Genomic DNA, 25024 nt, shown 5'->3' with positions numbered 1-25024 from the left:
ATGACAGGAGTAGGCGCTACCCATGAGCCAGCCGTTTTCCGATGATTTCTGGGCCCGTATGTACGAATTGGCGCGTGAGGAGCCCGGCCGGAACGCCGAGGTGATCCATGACGGTCTCCGGGTAGTAGTCGTGCAGGACCTCGACGATGCTGATATCGTGCTGCGCAAGCGCCTCGCCAATTATCCTAAGAATCTGCAATGGTTTGCCCAGGTGGGAGGACAGTCGCGGTTGACCGAGGATGGAGATCAGTGGCGCTTTCGTTCAGAGCTGTCGCAGCCCTCGTTCAGTCGATACGACCATGACCGAGGTTACGCGATCAGCGCCAAGCAGACGCGGCGAATGGCCGGCCTTCTTGCGGCCAACACCAAGGTGCCTCTACTGGATGAGGATGTGATTCATCACTGTATCTTGTCCATTTTCACCGAGATGTTCCTGGACGTGGAGCTCGACAAAATACCCATAGCGCATGATGGCCCTTCGCGATTGATCGAGCTTGCATCCAAGTACACCTGCATCCATCGCGGGCAAGGCCAGGATGCACACACCAAGGACCATATCCGACAGATCCTCGAATCACGTCGGCAGGTTTTTGGCAGCATGCAATGCCTGCGCGACGGAAATGCCTACGACAGCGCCATGATGCGCAGGATGCTGGCGGCCGAGGCAGTGCCAGGGTATGACTTCCGGTTTGAAAAGGAAATGACGACACTTTTCGTCGCCGGGGCCGACACTGCTTCGAACTCCACTGGTTGGGCGTTGCATTTGCTGGCGAGCTACCCTGAATTGCAGGAGCGTCTGCACACGGGGCAGCGAGCCATCCATACGTCCTTGCCTGATGGTACTGAGCGTTGCAGGGCAATCCTTGCCGATCAGGACTTGAAGGCCTTTATCTCTGAATTGCTGCGCTTGCATTCGCCGTTGCCCTTCGTGACCCGCGTGGCGAAGGCTGATGACCGCCTATCAAACATCGACGTGCATGCGCGCGATGTCGTGATCGTCTCCCTCATCGGAGTGAACCGTAAGGCGATGGCACGACCGGATCCGTGGGTTCCGGATATCGATGCTGCAGCGCGCGAGGGCGTGGGAATGGGAACCGGCATCAACTCTAGTTTCACATGGGGCGCGAGAGTATGTGGGGGGCGGAGCTTTGCCCTGCTGGAATTGACGACCATATTGAGTTTTCTGATCGCTGAATTGCATTTCGGATTGTCCGAGAATCTACCTATAGAGTGTGAATGGGTAGGCCAAATGCGGAGGAAGGGAGGCCATCGTATTACCTCGTCTGTCAGAAAATGAATTGAGAAAAATTATTCACTATTTCATCAATAGAGAGGGAGGGCTTTGTTGCATTACAGGGACTTCCCGTCAATGCAAGCGCTGGTCATTAACTTTTGACTGGCCTGTCTGCCAAGACGATCCAGGTGCTTGAAACGAGGAACAGACTGTTGATTTCCACACAGAAATGACCCAGTGGGGATGCGGATAAAAACTTGGACTGGTTTACGCCGCAAGTCCAAGGCTCGCCCGGTATTCAACAGGGCTGAGAGAGCCAAGGGATATCTTGATCCGCTTCTCGTTGTACCAGCGGATGTACGAGTCGACCACCTCAATGAACTGCTCGATGGTCGTGCCCTTCCAGTCCCGAGGATAGAACAACTCGTTCTTGAGGCGGCCGAAGAAGCCTTCGCAAGCCGCGTTGTCAGGAGAGCAGGCCTTGCGAGACATCGAGCGGGTGAGGTTCGCCTCGCTCATCCTAGAGAGCCAGCCTGGCCAACGGTAGTGGCCACCACGATCAGAGTGGACCACTGGACGATCGGTTGTGTCTGCCTCTGTCTCAATAGCTGCATCCAGCATTGAGTTGACCAGCTCTGCGTCCGGGCTCGTTCCAATGGTCCAGCTCACCACCATGCCGTCGAAGCAATCGATGATGGGTGACAGGTACACCTTGCCTGCTGGAATCTGGAATTCTGTAATGTCCGTGAGCCACTTTTCATTTGGGGTGGCCGCCTGGAAGTCACGGTTGATGATGTTATCTGGTGCCGGGCTGATCTCGCCGAGGTAGGACGCGAACCTGCGCCGCTTAGGCTTTGCGACGACCAGATTCTCTTGCTTCATCAGCCGCTGCACCACTTTCTCGGAGATCGGGCCTTGCTCTCTGGCCACAGAGGCTTGCAGCCTGCGGTAGCCGTAGCAGCGGTGGTTGGACTCAAAGATCTCGGTAAAGGACTGGCGGCACCACAAGGTACTTGTCGCCGACCGCTGTGCGGGACCGATGGTAGACTTCCTCTTCCCGAGTCGGCTTCACGGCTCACCACACCTTGGTACGCGGCAATACGCACGGATCCTCGGCCACTGGGTCGATGAACTCGGTCTGGACCGCGCCGACTATGGGACGCACTCGATACGAAGGACCAAGGCGACGCTGATCTATCGGCGCACCAAAAACCTGCGTGCCGTGCAACTGCTCCTGGGACACTCCAAGCTGGAATCGACCGTGAGGTATCTCGGCATTGAGGTAGATGAGGCCCTTGAGATCTCCGAGCAGACGGAAATCTGACATAGTGAAGGTCCTGCAGCCCCGGCCCGAGCGCTGTGGCTGCAGGACACGACAGGCTGCTGTCTGGCACCCGGCTTCGCTCACGCTCCCGGCCAAGAGCTGTCTTAAGTCTCAATCTAGGGGGATGTCGCCCAAGCCCAGTAGATTGCCGTGGCGGTCGCGGATCTGCATGGCGCTTGCGCTACGGTTATTGGTTTGCTGCGCGAAGCTGCTCTTCCACAACTCGGAGCGGTCGTTCCGCCACCATTCACAGACTACTCCCTGAAGCCAGTGCCCTTCCAGAGATTGGCGTTTGCATTGCACTGAGCCGTCTTCACTGGCCGCCGCATCCCCAAGATCGCGGCTTAGCGTAATGAAGCGGGTTTCCTGCCATGATGGTTTGGTGTGATCCGGGCCTAAAAAAAGCAGCATCCATTGGCCTAGCAAGCCTTGGTGGCTACTGGTCTCGGGCTCCAGCGCTAGGCGCTGCATGCGTTGGGGCAGCTCCCCAGGGAGCTGCACCGTGCCAGCCACGCGGTTTGCATCCAGGCGCTGCTGATTGAGTTCGGCAAACTGCAATTGCATTTCACCCACTGGCTCTACCGCTCGAGCCGAGCGCTGTGGCCCACCAAAATAGCGGCCATCCGCATACCGAGTAAGCGCCATCGTAGTGGTAATGCCTGCATAGTCGTTACTACCCATGTGGAAGCTAGAGCGACCATCAGCCAGGTAATTAAAGACCTGGGCAATTGCCAGGCCGTTCTGCACATCCACGGCTATACCGCGCCCTGGTTTACCCGACAGCTCATCTGTGATGATCCAGGTGCCGTTGGACGGCGTAATAACCGGAGGGCCGCTGCAGTATCGTGGCCCGGTTTGCACATAGATCTGCTGGTATTGAAGGCATTCCGGTATGCCAGCTCCCCCGGCGGAGATTCCCATACCTATCAACGCATAGCGGCGGCTGGTTTCACCTTCACGCATCTCGATCTGGCCTTGTATATCAATGCCTACAACACGCAGTTGTGCCGAAGCAACCCAGGCGCTTCCGTCCTCAGGCTCTTGCCCTTGGCAGATGTAGGCCTCCAGTTGGGGGAGTTCTGAGCATTCCAATCGCCGGCTACTGGGTTTTCCGGTTATCTGGAACAGACCCAAATTCTCACGTCCTAACATGGCATCCCAGGCAATTGCCGGTTGCCCGGCCTCGTCCAAGCCAACCAATTTCAGCTGACGTCCTACCTTTCGAGGGGATAACTCACCAACCACGAACTGTTCGCTCATTGCAATGAATCGCTCCATTGCTACAGGCCCCTCTCCCGGAAACTGCACCGTACCCTGCAGTCCGTTGGCAAAACTCACCGTCACGTTGCCCGGCGATCCTAGTTCCACAGCATCCCGTGCGTCTCCACCAAAGCTGCGCCCGCCTTGGTACTGCATCAACGGCGCCGTGACAGTGTTGCCCTTCATCTGACCCGTTGCGGTGTAGAACGTCGCATCGCCATTCTTCTCGTAGCCAAACACTTGCATGAAGAGGGTATTGCCTTGCACATCAATGGCCAGGCCGCGACCGGGTTTGCCGTCCAGCTCTTCGGAGACGACCCAGGTGCCAGCTTGTGGAGTGAAGTCGCGAGCTGCCCAACTGGCGGTGCAAGAAAAAACTGCTAACGAGACTACGATAGCGGAGCGTAAAAAACGAATTCCACTTGAGATTTGCATTTTCTCTCCCGATTTTTTATCAGTATAGATTGAAGTCTTTTTATAACCCAAGTGTCTGCTATGGGTCGACACAAGCCTGTCGGGGCACGCGGAAGCGGTCCTTCGTCTAGAGGCACGACGATCCACGCAATCGGGCGACCGGTCTTGAGGATGAAGCAGCGCACCCAACGGCTGGTGCTGGTGATTGCTGTCGCTCAGAAACCTGGGCGCGAATTACGCAGATCAGCCTGAAGCGGTAGCTCATCCTTACGATCCCAAATCTTTTCAGTCATATATCCCTGACGTGATGCGGTAGCGGTTTGCTGCGAAGCGAGCTTTTTCGCATTGATTTCGTCTATCTTCCATCTATTCAGCGCCCCTGGCTTTCGAGCCCGGGGCGCTTTTCTTTACGTCAGGAGTTTCTATGTCTATCCAATGTCCCCATTGCCACTCTCTGAATGTGCGCGCCAAGGGCGTCGCCAAGGAACTGGGCCAGCGTGTTGGCTCTGCCGCTGGTACGGCCACGGGCATTGCCGGCGCCATGCAAGGCGCCACGACCGGTGCATCTGTTGGGTTCGTTGCTGGCCCCGTAGGTGGCGTCCTCGGTTCCCTGCTCGGCGCCATCATCGGTGGTGTGCTCGGCGGCACCGTGGGTCACGAAGTCGGTGGTCGTATCGGCGAGCAGATCGACGAGACCTATCTGGACAACTACGAGTGCCAAAGCTGTGGCAATTCGTTCAAGGCTTGATGCAAGGAGATCACCATGTCCCATCTCGTTGAAACCATGGCCTATGCAGGTCAGACCCCCTGGCACCAACTGGGCAACAATCTGCCTCGCAAACAGTCCCTCGATGTCTGGGCGCAGGCCGCAGGCATGCAGTGGCAGATCCTCGAAACGCCCGTGCGCTATCTGGCGGCTGACAGCTCGGAAGCGTCTTCTGCCATGTATGCCGAGCCCATGGAGTTCCCGGACCAGAAGGTGCTCTACCGCAGTGACACCAAGGCACTGCTGTCGGTCGTCAGCAACCGCTACCAGGTGGTGCAGCCACGGGATGTGCTGGAGTTCTACCGGGATCTTACGGAGGTCGCGGGTTATGAGCTCGAGACGGCCGGTGTGCTCAAGGCAGGTCGCAAGTTCTGGGCCTTGGCCCGGACTGGCAAATCAGCGGCCCTCAAGGGCGATGACGTCGTCAACGGTTACCTGCTCTTGGCAACCATCCTGTGATGGCACCCTGGCCACGGTCGCCATGCCCACCACCGTGCGGGTAGTTTGCAACAACACCCTGGCGATTGCCCTGCAGGGAGCAACCAATGCCGTGAAGGTCTCCCACTCCACCCGTTTCGATGCCCAGGCCGTCAAGCGCCAATTGGGCATTGCCGTCGGCCAATGGGATTCCTTCATGTACCAGATGCGCACCCTGGCAGAACGCAAGGTCAAGAGCCACGAGGCCATGAACTTCTTCCTGAAGGTGCTGTGCACATCGGACAAACCCGGTATCGGCGGAGCAGGGCAGTCCACAGGTTTGACCAATGAGCGGGCCTTGCAGAAGGCGCAGATGCTCTTTGACGGCCATGGGCGCGGTGCCACCTTGTCCGCAGCCCAGGGCACGGCCTGGGGCTTGCTCTGTTCCATCACCGAGTACGTGGACCACGAACGCCGGGCCCGCAGCCAGGACAACCGACTGGATAGTGCCTGGTTCGGTGTGGGGGCTGCGGTCAAGCAGCGGGCACTGGAGCATGCCTTGCAACTGGTGGCTTGAATCCACGGGCTTGCGGCGCGTCCTTCGCCCTTCGGCCCTCGGTCTTCTTCCTCTGCCCCTTTCGTTCTCATTTAAAGCGTTTCAACGGCATAGGCCCTCACCACTGCAGTGAGGGCTTTGTGCTTTGGGCTTTCGAGATTTTGAGGGAGGGGACTGGAGAAGGAAGGCAGTCCCCTGTATGGGTCTTTCCTTGCCTGTTTCTTTGTCTATTTCTTTAACCCATTTCACTGGAGGCACCATGCCGACACCTGTTTCAATACCTGCACCACCCTCACAGTCCAGACGCCCCGCGCTGCGCCTGGTTTCCACCCGGGACATGCCGCGTGAGACCTGGCTGGATGTGCGCCGCCAAGGCATCGGCAGCTCAGATGCGGCCGCTGCCGTAGGGCTCAATCCCTACCAGTCCCAACTCGAGCTATGGATGCACAAGACCGGCAAAGGCCATCTCTTGCCTGCAACAGACCCCAACGACGAGACCAGCCTCATGTATTGGGGCACTTTGCTCGAACCCATCGTCGCCGCCCACTACACCAAACGCACTGGCAACAAGGTGCGCCGGGTCAATGCGGTCCTGGGCCATCCCCAGATTCCCTGGATGCTTGCCAATATCGACCGGGAGGTGGTGGGAGCTTCTGATGTCCAGATCCTGGAATGCAAGACTGCAGGTATCAATGGCGCCAGGCTCTGGAGAGAGGGCGTTCCGGAATACATCCAACTGCAGGTCATGCACCAACTGGCAGTGACGGGCAAGCAGGCAGCCGATGTGGCTGTCCTGATCTGCGGACAGGAGTTGCAAATCCATCGGATCGAGCGCGACGAGACCATGATCACCCAATTGATGGCCCTGGAGGCGCAGTTCTGGGAGAGGGTGCAATCCGGGCAGCCGCCTGAAGCCGATGCGTCGGACAGTACAGCAACCGCGCTACGCAGCCTGTATTCACAGGACAGTGGCGACACCGTGGACCTGTCCGAGGACGGGAGTGCTTGCAGCGCATTCAACAAACTGCTTCACGTTCGAAAGCTCCTGCAGGACTGGGAAGCTCAGGAGGCATTGCTGAAACACCAGATCCAGCAGCGCATGGGGGCGGCATCGTACGCGAACTTCCCCGGCGGCTCGGTGAGCTGGAAACGCTCCAAGGATGGCAAGGCCTTCAACACCATTGCATTCGAGAAAGACCATCCGGACCTGGCCAAGGCCTATACGAGCGCCAAAGCCGGATCACGGCGGTTCCTGCTGCAGGAGTCGGGCTGAGCTTGCAGTTCAGCTCAACGCCCCGTAATCACTGGCCACCAATATCCGATCGCCAATCAGCGGTCAGCAATTCAACCCATTCGCCCCTTGCCTCTTCTTTGGAGCAAGGGGCTTTTGCATTTCTGGAGAAACACCATGATCAAAGGACTGATGATGACGCCCCCTGTGGTTGGGCGCATCTCCATCGGCAAGGTCATCGAACGCAATGGCAAGCGATTGCCGGAGAAAGATGACGAATTCACCATCACCACCCAGGTCCAAAGCCGCAGGGGCTGGGTGCTGCATCCGATGGATGCCATCCTGCGCGCAGAGATCACCGACCGAGCATTGATGACAACAGGCGTGGAAGTGACAGAGTTGCAGACACTACCGCCAGAATTCGAAGGTGCAGCGCAACAACCGAAGCAGACCTTGCAGGACAAGCTTGCCAGGCGGGCGAGGACGGCAAATTCATCGCGGACCACGAAGGGAGATGGCGAGCAGGGCGTCAACCCGGCGCAGAAAACGATAGCGGAGGCTGTCAATCCAGCCGGGAACGATGCTCCAGCCAATGCCCACGCTGCCAGACCCAAGCTGCGCAGCATCCCCATCCGTTTGCTCTTTACCGACCCGGCGCTGAACCTGCGGGCTAACTACACCTTGTTCGACCGGGCCACAGCCCGGCCCCTCTGTGTGGGAGATGGACAGACCTGCAAACGCATGACCGCCAAGGGCGTTGAGGCACGCCCCTGCGAAGGCCCGGACCTGTGCGCGCTCGCCATTGAAGGCGGGTGCAAACCGTTTGGCCGATTCCACATGCGCATTGACCATCCGGACAACCAGGCAGACGCCATGAGCACCTTTGTGCTGCGCACCACCGGGATCAACTCCCTGCGCACCTTGATGACCCGTATGCAATACCTGCAAGCGGCCAGTGGTGGATTGCTGGCATATCTCCCACTGGAGCTGCGCCTGCGCGCCAAGTCCACGGCCATGTCGCACCGTACACCCATCTACTACGTGGACCTGGGTATCCGCAATGGCATGCCGCTCGACGCAGCCATCAGCCAGGCAGCGCAGGCTGCGGAATATGCGCAGAAGGTCGGCCACGACCAGGAAGCGCTGGAGCAAGCTGCGAGAGATGGTTATGCGCTGGGCCTGTTTGAGGAACTGGAGCAGGAGGCGACGGAGATCGTGCAGGAGTTCTATCCGCAGGCAGCAGAGCCCACGGGGCAGGGGATGCATATGCAGGAGATGCGTCAACCCGAAAGAGGGGGGGGCAGGCAACATGGCTGACTCTGCAGACAAGGGACTCATCCACCGCTACATGCATGGCATCCGGTTTGATGGCCCGTGTGAATACCGGGTGGTCAGCCCATCGGGGCGCAGGCGCTGGAGCTACATGTTTCCAGATACAGATCGCGGCAGGGTATCGGATCCGGAAGGACTGGAATGGTGCCTGAGGCGCAGTGCGGCAGTGATGACGCAACGGCCTCTTCGCGGCATTGCTGTCTCTCGGTCATTGAGCTCACCCATAGATGACCACCATGGGTGGATCGCACTGTTTCCGGGATGCGAGATCCGGAGTTTCAATGCCATCGGAACCGAGTCGATGAACTGTCTAGGAACTGTTCTGGAGCATGGTGGCTGCGCACTGCTCAAGCTGGTATTGCATCGCAGGCAATATGGCCAGTTGGAGGACTCCGTCAGCTGGGTCTGGGTGGTGGGTGTGGAGACGCAGGCGCTGCCTGAAACGGTAGATGGAAGCAAGCCTCGGTCAAGCCATGCCATCAGGGCGGCACTGGTCGTCAGCCATGCATGGAGCGCGCCGTGGGGCAGCGGGTTTGGTGCTCGCGTGTCATGGGATGCACTTGGGCAATGCATTCTCTGCTCCGTGGACGGAGTGCGCTTGCAAGGCCGATGTGCGGAGGTTGTGACCATCGTGCCCAAGCATTCGCAACATGCGACGTGAGAAAAGAAAAGGATGAACCCGGCTAGCGCCGGGTTCATCCTTTCTGATTCTCTTTTTTCTTTGGCGGAGATGGCAATGCCGATGCTACCGGTGGGTGTCGGGTGGCTTGATCAATGTCCAGGCCTTCACATCCAGCGCTTGCGCTATGCGCTCGATATTGGCCAGCGACACATTCCAGCGGGACCGTTCCACAGCTGACACGTACGTCCTGTCCAATTCGCATTCCAGGGCCAGGCGCTCCTGCGACCAGCCTTTCTCCACGCGTTTGAGACGCACCCAGTACGCAAACACATCGCGCAGGTTGTCGGGATCGGGAAGATGAGTAGGGGGAGTGGGTTTGGCAGACACCCTCCCAGCATCCGTTTCTGATACATTTACATCTACGGAGTTTGCTTCACATATTGATGCAGGAAGAAACCCAATCTGGCATCTCCCCGTGCCGAATACCAAGAAAAGGAGTGCGCGCATGCGCTTGGAGCGTCTGTTGCCTTTGGTGTTGATGCCCAATATCGCCATGGCAGGTGGTGGCGGGGGAGGCATCGTCCTGGGTCTGATCATCTTTCTGCCCATCCTGGTATGGGGCTTCATCAAGCTTTGGAAGTTCTGGTTCCAGATGATCTTTGGAGGCCTGGGTCGTGCGCAGCCCCAGCAAGGCGGCTCGCACCCTGTCTTCCAGTCCATGGCGCAAGCGACCAAGGACTGTCCCTATTGCGCAGAACCCATTCTGGCCAAGGCCAGAAAGTGCAAGCACTGCGGCTCTGATTTGAGCTGAAACATGGATGAGGTCATGGATCTGATGGTGCGATCAGCAACAGCCTTTGACTTTCCATCTGTGAGTCGCCGGATCCCAGCTTCATTGCCAGTTTCATCCCTGGCGCATTTCCACTGAATCACCCCTGATAAGCCGCTGAATGGATGTACTGCTTGCTCCAGTCTTGGCCTTCGTGCGTTCTGGTTTGATGAGTTTGCTTCACTTTTAGGGCTGTAGAGGCCAGACCGCTGCCGGATATGTCCTTCTACGGCGTCACCAATAACGACAAGAGGAAGAGCCACACCATGCAAGAGAAATACAACGTTGTCCTAAGCGGAAGACACCCTGCAGCAGATGCCCACCAGGTGGCGCAAAAGCTCGCGACCCTCTTTAAGTGCACGCCCGAGCAGGCAGGGCGCTTGCTGTCGCAACCAGCCTGTGTGGTCAAGAAGGATGTGACGGCAGATGTTGCTGACAAGTACAAGCGGGCCATTGAGAGCACGGGCGCCCAATGCATCATCCAGCTGGCTCCTCAGGAAGCACCGTTGGACTTTGATGTGGTGCCTGTTCTCTCGGCTGCTCCTACTCCGGTATCTTCATCGCCATACGTTTCTGCTGGTGGAGTTGGAGTGCAGATTGCTTCTGGAGTTGCTGCTGACGCCATACAAGCACCCGCAGCGGTATCCACTCCTGCATCTGCTCATGCTGCACCTTCAGCCGTGACCTCTGCACCGGCGGTGCAACCACGATCTGCCTCAGCTTCTTCATTGCCCCGCCAGGAGGCCATCCAGATCTTTGTTGGCAAGAACCATGGCTACTTCGAGCGCAAGTGGAAGGAGGCAGCGCAGCGCAAGCACCAGCTGTCCTGGAACTGGGCTGCCTTTCTGGTGGGATTTGGCTGGATGGGGTATCGCAAGATGTATCTCTACTCCTGGATCTTCATTGGCGTAGTCGTTGCAGAACTGATTGCAGAACTTGTCATTGGCGTTCCCAGCTCCATTACGAGCAGCATCAACCTCGGTATTGCGATTGGCTTTGGCCTCAAAGGCAATGCCTGGTACCAGCAGTATGTGAATCAACGGGTGAACCAGATCCTGGCATCCCACGCACCAGAGCAGGCCCGCATCGAACTGGCCCGGCAGGGTGGCACCAACATTGGCGCAGCCGTCGGCTTTGTGGCCGCGCTGCTTGTCTTGCTCGGAATGATCGGCGTCATTGCGGAAGGTTGACCCCTCTGATCCAGCAAACCGCCCTGGTGGATCGGATCAACCTATGCGACTTCCATGGTTCTCCGATTCCCCGATTCCCATCTTCCGTAGTGCGTTGGATCCGCCGGGCTCCTTTGACCACCAATATCCATCTCTGAATCCTCCATGAAACAGACAACATGCGCCGCCTTACTCATGGCCGTAGCCCTGGCGGGATGCACGGACCGTGCAAGAGATCGCGTCTCTTCTTTGGTCGAGCGCGTCCAATCGGCCCTTGGCTCCGAGTACACCAAAGAGCCAGCGCCAGCGCCAGCGACGCCGGACTTGCTCACCCGACTGATTTCCTGGGATGCCATCGGCATGAATTTGGCATATGTGCAGCAAAGGGCAGGTCCCGCCATTCGGTCCGAAGACCACCGGCATCACTACATGGTCCAAGGCTGCCAATTGGTGCTGAGGAGTGATGGGCAGGACAGAGCCATACGCTCGGTCCAGGTGGCACTCTCGCCGGGGTGTGATGTGGATATTGGTGGATTGTTGGGCATGTCCCGGCTGCAACCACTCAATGCACTGAACTTTGGGGCGTTTGATGAAGCCACGGGCTCAGGGCAGTACCTGGCAGACTGTCTTCGGGACTGCGGCAATGCCTATGTTCCCAACGTCTACCTGATAGCGCAAGGGAGCAGGGCGTTGCAGTTCAGGCAGGTAATGCTCACAACTGAACTGGCAACGGATCCGGCCATTGAGGCGGTAGGGCAGTGGGCTGACGCCATGGTGGCCAAGGAATCCGAAGACTGGGTGGTGAGAGATTTGGGATTCAATTGCCAGCCTCAGAAATACCGGGATGTGGCAGCGCAGGCGCTGCGCAGTCTCAAACCCGAGTTCTTCAGCTTTGGGGACGAGTTGGAGCTTCCCAAATGTCCAGCGGCAGAGGGGGCATCAAATAGGGGACCGAAGGCTGGAGCATCGGCTGTCCCCACCGGCATGGTCGTGGTCCCGCAGCCATCAGGACAGTGCGACATGGACTGCGACATGGACTACGACAAACGGCTACGTGCTGCAGGCCTCAAAGCGAACGAGGTCTCCATCCATGGACCTGAGGACGAAGACTTCAAGGGCTATGGATGCGCCTACCGCATCACGCCCGCACCAGGCAATACGGTACTGCCTGGTTCGACGGTCACCTATCGCAGTGCTTGGGAGGCTGGATAGGTCTCAAGCACGCCAGCGATTCCTCTTGGAAGTCTCTCCATGGCTTCGCTTCATGGGCCGCGGCAGTGGCCCCATTCACCTTTCACACACCTATGAAAAATCTCTCCCTCGTTGTGGCTTGCTCCACCATTGCTCTTTCTGCTTGCAGCAAAAGCCCCGTTGACATCGTCAAGTCCAGTTATATCGATGGTGCTCGTACCACGACAGTTGCCAACGGTCTGAACAAGCGGCCACTGTGCAAAAGTACCCATTGGGATAGCTTCAAGGATGACAGGGGCCGTGTGGTGGTGCAGTACAAGTGCAGCATCGCAGATGGCAATGACTTCTTGAAGGAGAGGAGAGACGACTATCTGGAGCGCACAACCAAAGATGCGGAGATTGCTTTGAGGCGTGCGGTGAGGGAGCGTGACAGCATCGTGCGACGAATTGAAGAAGACTATCCCGACTCCCGGGGAAACATTGAGCGCTTGCAAAGGGGGATCGAGAGGTTTCGGGCAATGCCTAAGCAAGGGCTGACCGAGAAGGAGCAAATAGATGGCCGATTGTTCCAGATACAGGAAATAGAACGGGTTCTGGGCGAGAGGCGGCGTGATGCTCAGCGCGAGTTGGAGTCCTCGGAGCAAGGCATTGTGAGTGCCCAGAAGAGGAACGATTCCGAGACCTTGAAGAAAGAGGCCTTCGCACGGCACCCTGTTTACAAGGAGGCTTCAGAGATCTTTCAGTGGATCGTGAACGGGGAAGGGCAGGCAGCCCTCATCTATGGCGAGATCCAGGCGGTGGATGCCAATGGGCGAGAGCAGACGCTGATGAAGTACAACCGGCCGGAGGCGATGCTCAATGTGGCGGCGCAGGCGCAGGAGAGCAAGATCCTGGATTACATGCGCGGGATTGGTCTGGCTCTATTTACAGGGGCATTGGGAAGGTAGTGACCTGCCCATACTGCCGATGACTCTCTCTGAGAAGGCTGCAAAAAGGTGCAGACTGCGCTGTGGGGGCGGTTTAGGCTGATTGCAGCGCGTTAACTCAACAAGTTCGATGACTGGTGGCGCCCAGAGCAGTCACTGCAATGAGTCATCCTTGTAGGTCTGCACTACACCTTAAAGCCGCCGCTGCAAACAGAAACATCCCAAGGTGCGCTTTCAAGAGCGATGAAGTGGCGCTTTCGACTCATTGGAGCCATTGAACCGTTTGTAAAGCGGACACCCGATCAGGCCGGATTCAGACAACTCAATTGTTGTGCACCTTGGGTACTCGCGAACTCACATTTCTATAATCACCAGGTGTCATGGCATGATGTGCCTTGAAAGCGCGTTGCATATGCGCCTGATCGGCAAAACCCATGGTGTGCGCCGCTTCAGCCAGTGGCATGCCTTGCGACAACAGCTGTCTGGCGCCATTGATGCGCAGATTTTGTAAGTAACAACCTGGCGTCATACCCAACGCTGCCTGGAAACGCCGGATGAATTGTGAGCTGCTCATCGCGCAGACATCGGCCAGTTCCTTGACCGTGATGCGCCCCCCGGATTGAGTTTGCATGATGGCCATTGCTGGTGCCAGATCTGAAGGCGCATGGGCGCAATCCGTGGGTCGACCCGCACGGGTCAAACTGGCGATCCATGCCGGCAAGTCCATGGTCAAGGCATTTGCAGCAGCCTCTGAAGCAACTGGCTGGCATAACTGGTCAACCAATAAAGTCATGTCAGGGTCTTGAACGCAACGTGACATCAATTCCAAATCATCCGGTGGTGTGGCAAGCCCCCAAATACGCGCGACCGCATGATGTAGCCAAGCCGCTTCGATAAACATCATCCGATAGGACCAGATGTGCCCGTGCAGGGGATTGCAGGAATGAACGACATTGGGCTCAATCAAAACTACCGACCTCGCCTTGACGCTGTTTGGCCCGCTTGGATGGTAAAAAGTCGCGCAGCCATCGTCCACAATGCCCACAGAATATTCCGCGTGTGCGTGGGGCCTGTAACAGTTGCGCGTATTGACGCTGATGCGCAATTCTGCCCAAGGGGCGGCGGGGTGACGGTGGATGCGGTGATGACTGCTGGATGGCATAGGGCTGTTCCTGATCATCGCACCATATTGACGACACTGCTTGCGAGCAAAAAGCCCATCACTTGGCTGAAGATCTTCTGACGTTTAGACACGGCCAGCCATTGTGTCAATAGCCTGCCGGCGATAGCCCAGCAGCCCACGCCGAAACCGCAAGCCAACAGCGACACGCTGCAAAACAGCCACAGCGCGGCTTGCACATCTGCTTGGGGCAGTATGAACAAGCCCACCCCAGACAAGGCGACCATCCATGCCTTAGGGTTCAGGGACTGTGTGAGGCAGCCATCGACAAACGCCCTAATGGCAGTGCCCCTTTGAGGCGCATCAGATCCTTGCAATTCGGTGGGGGGGGCAGTTGCGATGCGCCAAGCAAGATAGAGCAGGTAGGCTGCCCCAGCCCATTTCATGGTCTGCATGAGAAGTTGATTGCCCAGCAAGTGCTCGCCGCCTTTGCCCATGAGCCAGACGACCAGGGTGTAGCTCAGACTGGCGCCCAACACGTAGGCCAACGCTGCGCTGGCCTTGCCATCAGAGCCATGGCGGATGGCGAGGATATTGACCGGACCCGGCGTGATGGAGCCAATCAAGGCGAAAATTGCCATTGCAACGATTGGATTGATCACGGACATGCCTTCCTGAGTCATCTGCTAGATGTGCAGCAGTGTGCTCAGATTGCACAATGATGTATTGAACAGAATTGCGGTAAATATGATCGCAATTGGCCGCGATCATCGACTCGCAGGGTATCGCAAATGTTCGCCAAGGAGAATCATGGTTCACAGTCGGCTTCTGGCCGAATTGAGGGATCGTACCAGCAGCTCCAAGTGGCGGCGCATGACTGTTGCTGCTCGACCCGAAGCTGTCAGTCACTAAGAGCGGCTAACAAAACGGTGTGAGATGGCGAACGCAGATGATGCAGCAAGCCAGAGAAAGCAGCGCGACATGAATGTCGATGCGGCGTTCAAAGCGAGTACGCAGCTTGCCGAAGGCGGCCAACCAGGCGTGCGTGCGCTCGACCACCCAGCGATGACGCCCGAGCCGATCATTGAGCTCGATGCCGCGCCGGGCAATACGCGCCGTGATGCCCAGCTTGCGCAGGTGGGCGCGGCAACGCGCAAAGTCATAGCCCTTGTCGGCATACAACTTGTGCGGCCAGCGTCTGGGCCGACCAGGGCGGCCGCGCACCGTCGGCAAGGCATCGACCAGTTGCTCGAACACCACCGAGTCATGCCGATTGGCGCCCGTGACGCAGAAGATCAGCGGGATGCCTTGGCGGTCCGTAATGATGTGGCGCTTGCTGCCGAGCTTGCCCCTGTCCGTCGGGTTGGGGCCGGTGTATTGGCCCCCCGGGGGCTGGCCACGCTGGCCGCATCCATGCTGGCTCGGCTGAAGTCCAGCTTGCCGGCGCCGCGCAACTCACCTAGCAACAGCAGATGCAGGCGATGCCACACGCCTGCGGCTTGCCAGTCACGCAGACGCCGCCAGCAGGTCATACCGCTGCCGAAGCCCAGTTCTTGGGGCAACTCTTCCCAAGGAATGCCGGTGCGCAGCACGAACAGGATGCCGTTCAGAGCCATCTCATCGCTCACCCGCGGGCGGCCTCCCTTGGCCGAGGCTGCGACTACCGGCAACAGCGGTGCGATCTTCTTGAACAACGCGGCGCCGATCTCTTTGTTCTTGTTTCGACCCATGCAGCGTCAAACGCCGATCAGGTGTTTGACGATGACATGGTTTTGTTAGCCGCTCTAAAGCCTTTCATTTGGTAGGCCATGTATAACGCCTGTCTAGATTGACAAAAAGCGTTTTCGTGTGAAACCGCGCCGAGATCAGTGGCGCAACGCACGCAGCACGTTGGCTAGTTCCTTGACAGCGACATCCAACTCATGCGGAGCGTGGGCGGCAAATCCCATGAGGAAGCCTGCTTTGTGCTTGCTCGAGGTATACAGCGTGGTCAGCCCCAACAAGTCAATGCCGGCCCGGCGAGCGGATTCCACGGCCTCGCGCTCGGGGATGTCTCGGATGAAAACACAGGGCATCTGCATTCCCCCGGAAGGCACCTGGGGTTCCACGAATTCCGCTAGATGCTGGCGCACCAGTCGTGCCAATACGTCGCGCCGTTCAGCATAGACGGCACGCATGGTTCGCACATGGGCGCCAAAGTGGCCCCCTTCAATAAAACGCGCCAACGTCAATTGTGGTATCGGTGCGCTGTGCCCATCTAACAAGGTACGGGCCACAGTCATGGGGGCGACAAGTTGTGATGGCAGCACCATGTAGCCGATGCGCAGGCCAGGAAATAGAGATTTGGTGAAGGTGCCGATATAGATCGTCCGTTCATTCGGATCGAGGCCCTGCACACATGCAGTGGGTTTACCCGCGTAGTGGAATTCGCTGTCGTAGTCATCCTCGATGATCCAGCCCTGGCGCTGTCTGGCCCATTCGATGATAGCCAAGCGCCGATCCAGCGACAGTGTTGCTCCTGTGGGAAACTGGTGCGAAGGCGTTAAGAACACTGCCTTAGGCCCTTCTCCCGGCATCTTGTTTACCTCAGCCAAATACTCCGCTCGTAGGCCATCTGCATCCAAGGGCACGGGCACGCATTCCAGCCCGGCAGCGCCGAACGCCTTACTGGCGCCGTGATAAACAGGGTCTTCGATGAAGATTCGGTCGCCAGCATCTAGCAGTACAGTGGAGCACAGAGCCAAGGCCTGCTGGGAGCTGGTCAGCACCAACACATTCTCAGGAGTGGCGCGTGCGCCCCGTTCGAGATTGACATAAGCGGCAATAGCCCGGCGCAGCGGCTCCATACCCTGCGGCGGGCTGTGGAGTAATGCCAGCGTGCCGTATTCTTTCAGCACCTGCCGTTCCAATCGCTCCCAGGTTTGCAGCGGAAAACTGCGTGTCTCAGGCACACCAGGTGCGAATGGGCGTGGTGTCAGAAAGTCACGCACGCCACCACTTTGGAATATGGCGTTGCCGCGTCGGCTGAGGCGCAGTGTTGTCTTGTCTTCGACGCTGCTCCGCCGAGATCTGCTCCGCCCAGGCAGCCGCTGAACCCGCTCAGAAACAAAGCTGCCGCTGCCCACACGCCGTTCGATGAAACCTTCCGAGTGCAACTGGCTATAGGCGGACTCAACCGTATCGCGGGACACCTCCAGCGACTTCGCCAAGGCCCGAGACGAGGGCAATGGTCTGCCCACGTCCAACGCACCATCAAGAATCAATTGTCGGATAGCTCGCTGAACTCGAGCGTGCATTGGCAAGGCGCCTTGCGTCGGGTCGCTGACCCAGGCTTTAACGGATTCAAGTAGAGCGTGCTTGAACAATTGGTTGGTATGTCTGTCAAAAAGTGGCAGGGAACATCCATCCATTCTAAAACTATAAATACATGTCTCAACGTGTTCATCCCAGGTTTCAGGAGCCGCTGTTTAGCCATGTCGTCAAAACCTCTAAATTCTTCCGTTCGCTGGAACGATCTCACTCATCCCGTTGTGGCGGGCCTGATCTCGGTCATCGTCAACTACGGCGGCACATTCATCCTGGTGTTTCAGGCCGCTAAGGTCGCGGGCCTGAGTCCAGAATTGACGGCTTCCTGGGTGTGGTCGATCTCTATCGGCGTTGGCGTGACGGGAATCATTCTGAGCTGGATGTCTCGCGAGCCGATCATTACTGCATGGTCCACGCCTGCGGCGGCGTTCCTGGTAACCGCCCTGGTAGCAACGCCGTATGCCGAAGCCGTGGGGGCCTACCTAATCTCGGCAGCCGCTTTTGTGGCGCTAGGGCTGTCGGGTTGGTTCGAGCGCGTCATCCGCCTGATCCCACCAGGTGTTGCTGCCGGGCTGTTGGCAGGCATCCTGCTGCAGTTTGGCATCAGGGCTTTCGGCGGCATGAGCATAGACCCACTTTTAGCCGGATTGCTGATCCTTGCCTATGCTGTGTTCAAGCGATTCTCCGCACGCTATGCGGTAGTGGGAATTCTGGTGCTGGGGCTGGCCTTCCTCCTGATTCAGGAGCGAGTCGATCTGTCGGGGCTACAACTAAAGCTCGCTACGCCAGTATTCACCATGCCCGCCTTTTCTCTCAACGCTTTGTTGAGCGTGGCGCTTCCGCTGTTCCTCATCACCTTGACCGGACAGTACATGCCCGGCATGCTGGTACTACGCAATGACGGCTTCAAGTCCAGTGCCAACCCCATCGTGACCATCACAGGGCTCGGCTCGTTATTGATGGCATCGTTTGGTTCGCACGCCTTCAACATTGCCGCCATCACGGCGGCCATCGCCACGGGCCGAGAGGCGCACGAAGATCCTTCCAAGCGCTGGATTGCGGGCATCGCTGCAGGCGTGTGCTACATCCTCGTGGGCTTGTTTGGCGTGACGCTCGCCGCAGTCTTCATGGCTTTCCCGGCCACCTTCATTACCACCCTTGCGGGATTGGCACTGCTGGGCACCATCGGCGGAAGCCTGGCCACTGCCTTAACCGATGTAAAGACGCGCGAAGCGTCTTTAATCACCTTTTTGGCCTCGGCAGCAAACATCACATTGCTTGGCATCGGGGGCGCGTTCTGGGGCCTGGTGATAGGGCTGCTCGCTTCTGCGGTGCTCAATGGTCGGTTGCCGCAAAACGCAGCCGCAACTGCCAGGGTCGCCACGGCGCTCAACAAGGGGACGAGCTGATGCCTGCGTCATTCGATACAAAAACCGGCCATGAGCAGCAAGGCCGCTATCCTGAGGCCTCGACGGTCGAGGACGTCCAGCGCAATCTGGCGATGGTGCGAGCGCGCATCAACTCAGCTTGCCATCGGGCAGGGCGCGATCCGGCAACGGTGCGCATCCTGCCGGTCAGCAAGACCAAACCTGAAGCCCGCCTGCGCTTGGCACATGCTGCGGGCTGCCACATGCTAGGCGAAAACAAGGTGCAGGAAGCCTACTGTAAATGGGAGGCCATGCAGGATTTGCCTGATCTGCAATGGTCAGTAATCGGTCACCTGCAAACTAACAAAGCTAAACTGGTGGCCCGTTTCGCCAGCGAATTTCAAGCACTGGACAGCCTGCGTGTGGCCGAGGCGTTGGAGCGGCGCCTGCAGGCCGAGGGCCGCGTGCTGGATGTGTTCGTGCAGGTCAATACCTCAGGCGAGGCCAGCAAGTACGGCCTGACTCCCGAGGAGGTGCCGACCTTCATCCGAGCGCTTCCGGCATTTTCGGCGCTGCGCGTGCGCGGACTGATGACGCTAGCACTGTTTTCAAGCGAGGCTGAGCGAGTGCGCCAGTGCTTCGTGCTGCTGCGCAGCTTGCGTGACCGATTGCGCCAGAGCGCACCCGCAAGCGTCACACTGGATGAACTATCTGTTGATTTCCACGCAGAAATGACCCAGTAAGCCCCGGGAGGGGATGCGGATAAAAACTTGGACTGGTTTACGCCGCAAGTCCAAGGCTCGCCCGGTATTCAACAGGGCTGAGAGAGCCAAGGGATATCTTGATCCGCTTCTCGTTGTACCAGCGGATGTACGAGTCGACCACCTCAATGAACTGCTCGATGGTCGTGCCCTTCCAGTCCCGAGGATAGAACAACTCGTTCTTGAGGCGGCCGAAGAAGCCTTCGCAAGCCGCGTTGTCAGGAGAGCAGGCCTTGCGAGACATCGAGCGGGTGAGGTTCGCCTCGCTCATCCTAGAGAGCCAGCCTGGCCAACGGTAGTGGCCACCACGATCAGAGTGGACCACTGGACGATCGCTTGTGTCTGCCACTGTCTCAATAGCTGCATCCAGCATTGAGTTGACCAGCTCTGCGTCCGGGCTCGTTCCAATGGTCCAGCTCACCACCATGCCGTCGAAGCAATCGATGATGGGTGACAGGTACACCTTGCCTGCTGGGATCTGGAATTCTGTAATGTCCGTGAGCCACTTTTCATTTGGGGTGGCCGCCTGGAAGTCACGGTTGATGATGTTATCTGGTGCCGGGCTGATCTCGCCGAGGTAGGACGCGAACCTGCGCCGCTTGGGCTTTGCGACGACCAGATTCTCTTGCTTCATCAGCCGCTGCACCACTTTCTCGGAGATCGGGCCTTGCTCTCTGGCCAGAGAGGCTTGCAGCCTGCGGTAGCCGTAGCAGCGGTGGTTGGACTCAAAGATCTCGGTAAGGGACTGGCGCACCACAAGGTACTTGTCGCCGACCACTGTGCGGGACCGATGGTAGAAGTACGAGCTGCGTGCAAGACCCAACTGTGCGAGGAGCTCTGGCAGGCGGTAGTGCTCCTTGAGGGCGTCAATCAGCAGTGTCTTCTCCCGGTTGGACAGGAGCTGCAGATCGACGCCCAGACCTTTTTTTAACAGTTCATTGGCCTTGTTCAAGAGGTCCTGCTCAAGGCGCAGTTGCCTGACTTCGCGGCGCAGTATCTCAACCTGGCGCTCGAGTTCTTCGCGCTCTCGCTCCTGCGGTGATTGATCGGTGTGTTTCATTGATGCGGGTGCCTCACGTCCCAGCAGCTGGTTCTTCCAGTTGTACAACGTTGGCCGGCATACGCCGAACTTATCAGCCACTGTTTGCGCACTTTGCTGCCGAGTGCAAAGCTCCATGACTCCCGCTTGCTTCAAGCTCTCGGGATACCTTCGTTGACCCACACTGCTAACCAGAGCCCTTCTGGCCTCAGGGAATGCCTCACGCACCCATTTGGTAAGCGTTCCACGACCGGGGTAGCCCAGCGCCCTCATGGTGGCCGCGATGCATCGGTCATGGGTGAGGTAGTGCTCGATGGCTGCGGCCTTCTGCGCCTGCGAGAACTTCGGTTCACGGCCTGCGTAGCCAGCGGACAAGTCGAGCTTGAGTTGGTACTCGTTGTACCAACCCTTCAAAGAATTCTTCGTCGGATAGCCCAGCTGCCGGATGGTGGGCCTGACGCGCTTGCCCAGCTTGATGTAGAGCTCAACGGCTCGGATTCGATCTTCGTAGGAATACATGAACTACCTCCTGGTAGTCCAAGTTTTCGTCCGCATCCCCGGTGGGTCAGGTTTGCGTGGAAATCAACAGTCATATGAAATTTTCTTCACAAAAGCAATTTAAGCAAATAATTTTTAAAAAAACCAAAGTAATTGGTTCCTGCTTTCAATTAAAAGGGAGCTTGGAGGCTATTTGCTTTGCAAGTGGTTGTATTGGCCCCGCACAAGCTTTGGCGCTAAGGGCTTACGTCTTGTTTGAGCGTAAATTAGATAGCAAAGAATGATGCAGGTAGTGACTCGAGCTTGCTTTTTGCTCCGCTAATTTTCAGTGCGTGGTACGCGAGTGTTACCCATTTCCTCTTCTTCTGAAAGATCTAATGACCTTTAAAGACATATCTTCGATACAACGGTCTCATATATCCTGGACGAATTGGGCCGTTGCAGTGACATTGGTAGTTGGATCGCAAGCCTTTGCGCAGACCTGCGAACCTGACAAGTCTTACGACCATATCGTTAGTTCTTTTCACCAAACAGCCGTCCAACGCACTGACGGTTCTTGGGCTGGCTGGGGCGCTACCATGGGTTCTCTAGGCTCGACTGGAGCGACTGGGACTACCTACGATGGCCGGTCGGTGCCACGCCCCTTGGATATCAAGGCGGGCAGCACATGGGAGGCCGCCGGAGGCAACTGGCCGAGCGGCCAAGTAGGCTTAGTTGGCGAACCGCTACTGATCACAGTGGCTAGCGCCAACGCCACGGAACAAACCGTAGCACTGACAACGCAAGGTTTGTTTTCCTGGGGTTTCCCCTTAATTCTTAACTCCTCAGTTAAAAGTGCCACCCGGGCCGCAGCCTTTGCCGTAGATGGCAAGGCGGATGGGTTGCCACCGGGCGTCAGCCCAACAGACGTGTCCCAACTTTTTGGCAGCTATCGCATGTTGGCCGTTGTCACCAAGCAAGCACATGGTGGACAGTTATGGGTACTGGTCAACCATGCTGAGGCGGGCTTTACCAATTTGCGTGGCGATGGCACGATGGATACGGCCAGCAACAACAAATGGCATCGCGTCAAGATCGACTCTGTCACCGATTTAAGCAATGTAGTGGCTGTCCGAGGCCAAGTGGGCGGATTATCAGGCAGCCCTACAACCTTGGGTGCAATGATGGCTCAGACGGCTGATGGCAAGCTTTATGCCTGGGGCAACAAGCCTTACTTCGGTAACGGCATCACAGCCACGCCCACGCCCTTTGCAACACTGATGACTCTGCCACAAGAGGGAGGGACGAATATCAGTCCGAAGATGATTGGTGTGACTGGCAATGCTGTCTCCAACACGATGTTCGTACTCTCCTCCACGGGCACCTTGTATTCGGTAGGCGCCAATAACCAGCGTCAATTGGGCGCTAACCTGCCTGAAACCACTCCCGAGGTGACTACCTGGCAGGTGGTGCATGGGTTTGGGGAGGCGGAAGCCACGTGGCGCGGCAAAGTAAAGTCTTTCAGCGTGCAGGAACACGATTCGGGCACCACTGCCTCTAGTGGTGGCGCGGCGGGTGCTTTGATCACAGTTAACGACACGGTCTATACGTGGGGAAGTAACCATAACGGTATGATCGGCCGCGCGACAACCACGGGTGGGGTTAGTGTGGGCGCAAACACGATCTTTCATTTAGGGCAACCGGTTACCAGCGGGGGGGCGCTTCCTGCTCGGTTGGTCGAAGTTGGTGGACATACCATGGTCTATCTCCCTAAAGACAGTGCGCAGTTTTGCTATGTCGGTCACCAAGTCAATGGGAGCATGGGGGATGGCGTAATCGCAGGTGCGACCCAAAACGCCTTCAACTGCAGCCAGACTCCCGTGGTAAATATTTGCGGCGCAACGGGCTTTGACAATGGGGATGCACCAAGCGTCTATGAAAACGGTGGCGGAAGCAACCAAGCCATGCACGCCTATACCAACAACATCCTGTTCCTGGGTGCTCTGCCGCCGCAGGCGAGTGATGATCTACCAAAAAATGTAGTAAGCGGAGCCGCCAATGTGGGGGCGAACGGAGACTTCATTGCTTCGCCACTCACGTTGGAAGAAGACGGGATAACCCAAGCCACTGGACCTATGGGTACTATGACAGCCGTGACCACGGCCGGTGGCGATCTACCAGTTATTCTGAACACTCAGACGACCTACACAATGCAGGTGGCTTATACCAATCAGACTGGCACAGCCGCGGTGGTGCATGCTTGGGTGGATTGGAACGACAACGGGATTTTTGAAACCAGTGAATACGCCAGCACCCCGGCTGCGGCAGGAGTCAGCGAGTCGGCTACGCTTACATGGCCTGCCGTCAGCGGTTTGACCGAGGGTTATCGCTACATTCGCCTGCGCATCACGACCAAGACTGGATCCAGTCCATACAATGAGCTGTTTCCCGCAGCCAATGTGACGATTCGGGGAGGTGAGGATGCTCGAGCTTTAGGCTTTGCCGCCGACGGCGAAATCGAGGATCATCGTGTCGGCGTGGTAAGTTCAGCAGTTGTTGCCAATCCTGATACGGCCACCACACCTGTCGGGACACCCATCTCAACGCCAGTTGTGACGAACGATACGGCGTTGGGAGGTGGAAGCATTGATCCAGCCAGCGTAAAACCCACGAGCACCCAGCCACCAGCGAACGGTACTGTCAGTTGTTCTGCGGGCTCGTGCACATATACGCCAAACCCGGGGTTCACTGGTACCGATACCTATACCTACGAGGTGTGCTTGGCTGCTCCTAACGCCACGGTATGCGGAGAGACCTCGGTTACTGTGACGATCGCTGCCGCCTCTCCGAGCATCCAGGCGAATCCTGATACGGCTACCACCCCGGTTGGGACACCCGTATCAACATCAGTTGTGACAAACGATATGCCCGTGGGGGGTGGAAGCATTGACCCAGGCAGCGTAAAGCCCACGAGTACCCAGCCACCAGCGAACGGTACGGTCAGCTGTTCTGCGAGCGCGTGCACGTATACACCAAACCCGGGGTTCACTGGCACCGATACTTACACTTATGAGGTATGTCTTGCTGCTCCTAACGCCGCGGTATGTGGCGAAACCTCGGTAACTGTGACGATCACTGCTGCCTCTCCGAGCATCCAAGCCAATCCTGATACGGCCACCACACCTGTCGGGACACCCATCTCAACGCCAGTTGTGACGAACGATACGGCGTTGGGAGGTGGAAGCATTGATCCAGCCAGCGTAAAACCTACAGGAACCCAACCACCAGCGAACGGTACGGTCAGTTGCTCTGCAGGCGCGTGCACGTATACACCAAACCCAGGTTTCACTGGAACCGATACCTACACCTATGAGGTTTGCTTGGCTGCTCCAAATGCTGCAGTATGTAAGGGCGCCATCGTCACAGTTTTTGTTGGTCAACCCTCCGCGACACCTGTTCCTGTACTGGGTGGCGGTATGTTTGCTGCTCTGATTGTATTTATGACTTCGCTGGGTCTATGGTTTGCGCGAAGGCATGTAGGTGGTAAAGCATAGGCCCTAACTCAATTCTACAAAAATAGAACAGCCTAGGGGAAACTGGGCTGTAGTTTTGTCTTGCAGATACTTGCCGGAGGTTAAAACCATTCACATGAGAGTAAATGCAATTTCTGTGGGATAAATTAG

General features: G+C 57.5%; 20 protein-coding genes and 3 pseudogenes. 15 read left to right on the top strand and 8 right to left on the bottom strand.

What is annotated here, in order from left to right; genetic code table 11:
- Positions 1–22 precede the first annotated feature (22 nt).
- Positions 23–1297, top strand: a complete 1275-nt coding sequence (locus LAD35_RS12920) for a cytochrome P450 (RefSeq protein ID WP_224149457.1) — start codon at positions 23–25, stop codon at positions 1295–1297.
- 204 nt (positions 1298–1501) lie between these two features.
- Here the strand turns inward: LAD35_RS12920 and LAD35_RS12915 are convergent.
- Positions 1502–2294: pseudogene (locus LAD35_RS12915) on the bottom strand (IS3 family transposase); the annotation flags it as partial.
- On the opposite strand from LAD35_RS12915, the pseudogene LAD35_RS12910 reads away from it, so the two are divergent.
- A pseudogene (locus LAD35_RS12910) lies at positions 2280–2558 on the top strand (tyrosine-type recombinase/integrase); the annotation flags it as partial. The pseudogenes LAD35_RS12915 and LAD35_RS12910 overlap by 15 nt on opposite strands.
- A gap of 111 nt (positions 2559–2669) precedes the next feature.
- Here LAD35_RS12910 and LAD35_RS12905 read toward each other — a convergent pair.
- Positions 2670–4304 carry a hypothetical protein gene (locus LAD35_RS12905; RefSeq protein WP_224149456.1) on the bottom strand — a complete coding sequence of 545 codons (1635 nt, stop codon included), beginning with the start codon at positions 4302–4304 and terminating at the stop codon, positions 2670–2672.
- 352 nt (positions 4305–4656) lie between these two features.
- Between LAD35_RS12905 and LAD35_RS12900 the strand changes: the two genes are divergently transcribed.
- The 5 genes and pseudogenes from LAD35_RS12900 to LAD35_RS12880 all read left to right on the top strand — a co-directional run bounded on the left by LAD35_RS12900 (position 4657) and on the right by LAD35_RS12880 (position 9195).
- Entirely contained in the window at positions 4657–4980 is a 324-nt protein-coding gene (locus tag LAD35_RS12900) for a DUF3482 domain-containing protein (protein ID WP_224149455.1), read from the top strand.
- A gap of 15 nt (positions 4981–4995) precedes the next feature.
- Positions 4996–5992 (top strand): annotated as a pseudogene (locus LAD35_RS12895) (DUF932 domain-containing protein).
- Between the two features lie 238 nt (positions 5993–6230).
- Positions 6231–7244, top strand: a complete 1014-nt coding sequence (locus LAD35_RS12890; protein WP_224149454.1) for a YqaJ viral recombinase family nuclease — start codon at positions 6231–6233, stop codon at positions 7242–7244.
- Positions 7245–7379: 135 nt separating this feature from the next.
- A complete protein-coding gene (locus LAD35_RS12885; RefSeq protein WP_224149453.1) occupies positions 7380–8519 on the top strand; it encodes a recombination directionality factor in 1140 nt (379 codons plus the stop codon).
- A 316-nt stretch (positions 8520–8835) separates the two neighbouring features.
- Positions 8836–9195, top strand: coding sequence for a hypothetical protein (locus LAD35_RS12880; RefSeq protein WP_224149452.1), 360 nt, complete (start codon positions 8836–8838; stop codon positions 9193–9195).
- 84 nt (positions 9196–9279) lie between these two features.
- Here the strand turns inward: LAD35_RS12880 and LAD35_RS12875 are convergent, their stop codons facing one another.
- Positions 9280–9543, bottom strand: a complete 264-nt coding sequence (locus LAD35_RS12875; RefSeq protein ID WP_224149451.1) for a helix-turn-helix domain-containing protein — start codon at positions 9541–9543, stop codon at positions 9280–9282.
- A gap of 118 nt (positions 9544–9661) precedes the next feature.
- Here LAD35_RS12875 and LAD35_RS12870 point away from each other — a divergent pair, with 118 nt between their 5' ends.
- The 4 genes from LAD35_RS12870 (at position 9662) to LAD35_RS12855 (ending at position 13292) form a co-directional block, all read left to right on the top strand.
- Entirely contained in the window at positions 9662–9967 is a 306-nt protein-coding gene (locus LAD35_RS12870; RefSeq protein WP_224149450.1) for a zinc ribbon domain-containing protein, read from the top strand.
- A gap of 284 nt (positions 9968–10251) precedes the next feature.
- Positions 10252–11175 carry a DUF2628 domain-containing protein gene (locus LAD35_RS12865; RefSeq protein ID WP_224149449.1) on the top strand — a complete coding sequence of 308 codons (924 nt, stop codon included), beginning with the start codon at positions 10252–10254 and terminating at the stop codon, positions 11173–11175.
- 144 nt (positions 11176–11319) lie between these two features.
- Entirely contained in the window at positions 11320–12366 is a 1047-nt protein-coding gene (locus LAD35_RS12860) for a PASTA domain-containing protein (protein ID WP_224149448.1), read from the top strand.
- A gap of 92 nt (positions 12367–12458) precedes the next feature.
- Entirely contained in the window at positions 12459–13292 is an 834-nt protein-coding gene (locus LAD35_RS12855) for a hypothetical protein (RefSeq protein WP_224149447.1), read from the top strand.
- Between the two features lie 301 nt (positions 13293–13593).
- On the opposite strand, the gene LAD35_RS12850 is transcribed toward LAD35_RS12855, so the two are convergent.
- The 4 genes from LAD35_RS12850 to pdxR all read right to left on the bottom strand — a co-directional run bounded on the left by LAD35_RS12850 (position 13594) and on the right by pdxR (position 17756).
- Positions 13594–14433: a helix-turn-helix domain-containing protein gene (locus LAD35_RS12850; RefSeq protein ID WP_224149446.1), complete on the bottom strand. Its 840-nt coding sequence runs from the start codon at positions 14431–14433 to the stop codon at positions 13594–13596.
- A 14-nt stretch (positions 14434–14447) separates the two neighbouring features.
- Positions 14448–15059, bottom strand: coding sequence for a LysE family translocator (locus tag LAD35_RS12845; protein ID WP_224149445.1), 612 nt, complete (start codon positions 15057–15059; stop codon positions 14448–14450).
- A gap of 250 nt (positions 15060–15309) precedes the next feature.
- Positions 15310–16121, bottom strand: a protein-coding gene (locus tag LAD35_RS12840; protein WP_224149444.1) for an IS5 family transposase whose coding sequence is annotated in 2 segments (ribosomal slippage) — positions 15310–15785 and positions 15785–16121 — 813 coding nt in all. Because the reading frame shifts where the segments join, the coding sequence is not laid out codon by codon here.
- Positions 16122–16256: 135 nt separating this feature from the next.
- Positions 16257–17756 carry a MocR-like pyridoxine biosynthesis transcription factor PdxR gene (gene pdxR / locus LAD35_RS12835; protein WP_224149443.1) on the bottom strand — a complete coding sequence of 500 codons (1500 nt, stop codon included), beginning with the start codon at positions 17754–17756 and terminating at the stop codon, positions 16257–16259.
- 108 nt (positions 17757–17864) lie between these two features.
- On the opposite strand from pdxR, the gene LAD35_RS12830 reads away from it, so the two are divergent.
- Both LAD35_RS12830 and LAD35_RS12825 read left to right on the top strand, forming a co-directional pair.
- A complete protein-coding gene (locus LAD35_RS12830) occupies positions 17865–19106 on the top strand; it encodes a benzoate/H(+) symporter BenE family transporter (protein WP_224149442.1) in 1242 nt (413 codons plus the stop codon).
- On the top strand, positions 19106–19807 hold the full coding sequence (locus tag LAD35_RS12825; RefSeq protein ID WP_224149441.1) for a YggS family pyridoxal phosphate-dependent enzyme: 702 nt from the start codon (positions 19106–19108) through the stop codon (positions 19805–19807). Before LAD35_RS12830 ends, LAD35_RS12825 begins: the two co-directional genes overlap by 1 nt.
- A gap of 37 nt (positions 19808–19844) precedes the next feature.
- Here LAD35_RS12825 and LAD35_RS12820 read toward each other — a convergent pair whose 3' ends face one another.
- Positions 19845–21383 carry an IS3 family transposase gene (locus tag LAD35_RS12820; RefSeq protein ID WP_224148987.1) on the bottom strand — a complete coding sequence of 513 codons (1539 nt, stop codon included), beginning with the start codon at positions 21381–21383 and terminating at the stop codon, positions 19845–19847.
- Positions 21384–21457: 74 nt separating this feature from the next.
- On the opposite strand from LAD35_RS12820, the gene LAD35_RS12815 reads away from it, so the two are divergent.
- Together LAD35_RS12815 and LAD35_RS12810 are read left to right on the top strand one after the other, a co-directional pair.
- Positions 21458–21646 carry a hypothetical protein gene (locus LAD35_RS12815; RefSeq protein WP_224149440.1) on the top strand — a complete coding sequence of 63 codons (189 nt, stop codon included), beginning with the start codon at positions 21458–21460 and terminating at the stop codon, positions 21644–21646.
- 360 nt (positions 21647–22006) lie between these two features.
- The gene (locus LAD35_RS12810; RefSeq protein WP_224149439.1) at positions 22007–24895 is read left to right on the top strand and encodes an Ig-like domain-containing protein; all 2889 of its coding nucleotides are present in this window, start codon (positions 22007–22009) and stop codon (positions 24893–24895) included.
- Positions 24896–25024 lie beyond the last annotated feature (129 nt).

The sequence above is a fragment of the Comamonas odontotermitis genome (assembly GCF_020080045.1).
In the GTDB taxonomy this organism is placed as follows: domain Bacteria; phylum Pseudomonadota; class Gammaproteobacteria; order Burkholderiales; family Burkholderiaceae_C; genus Comamonas; species Comamonas odontotermitis.
This window is presented reverse-complemented; position numbering and strand designations above follow the sequence as displayed.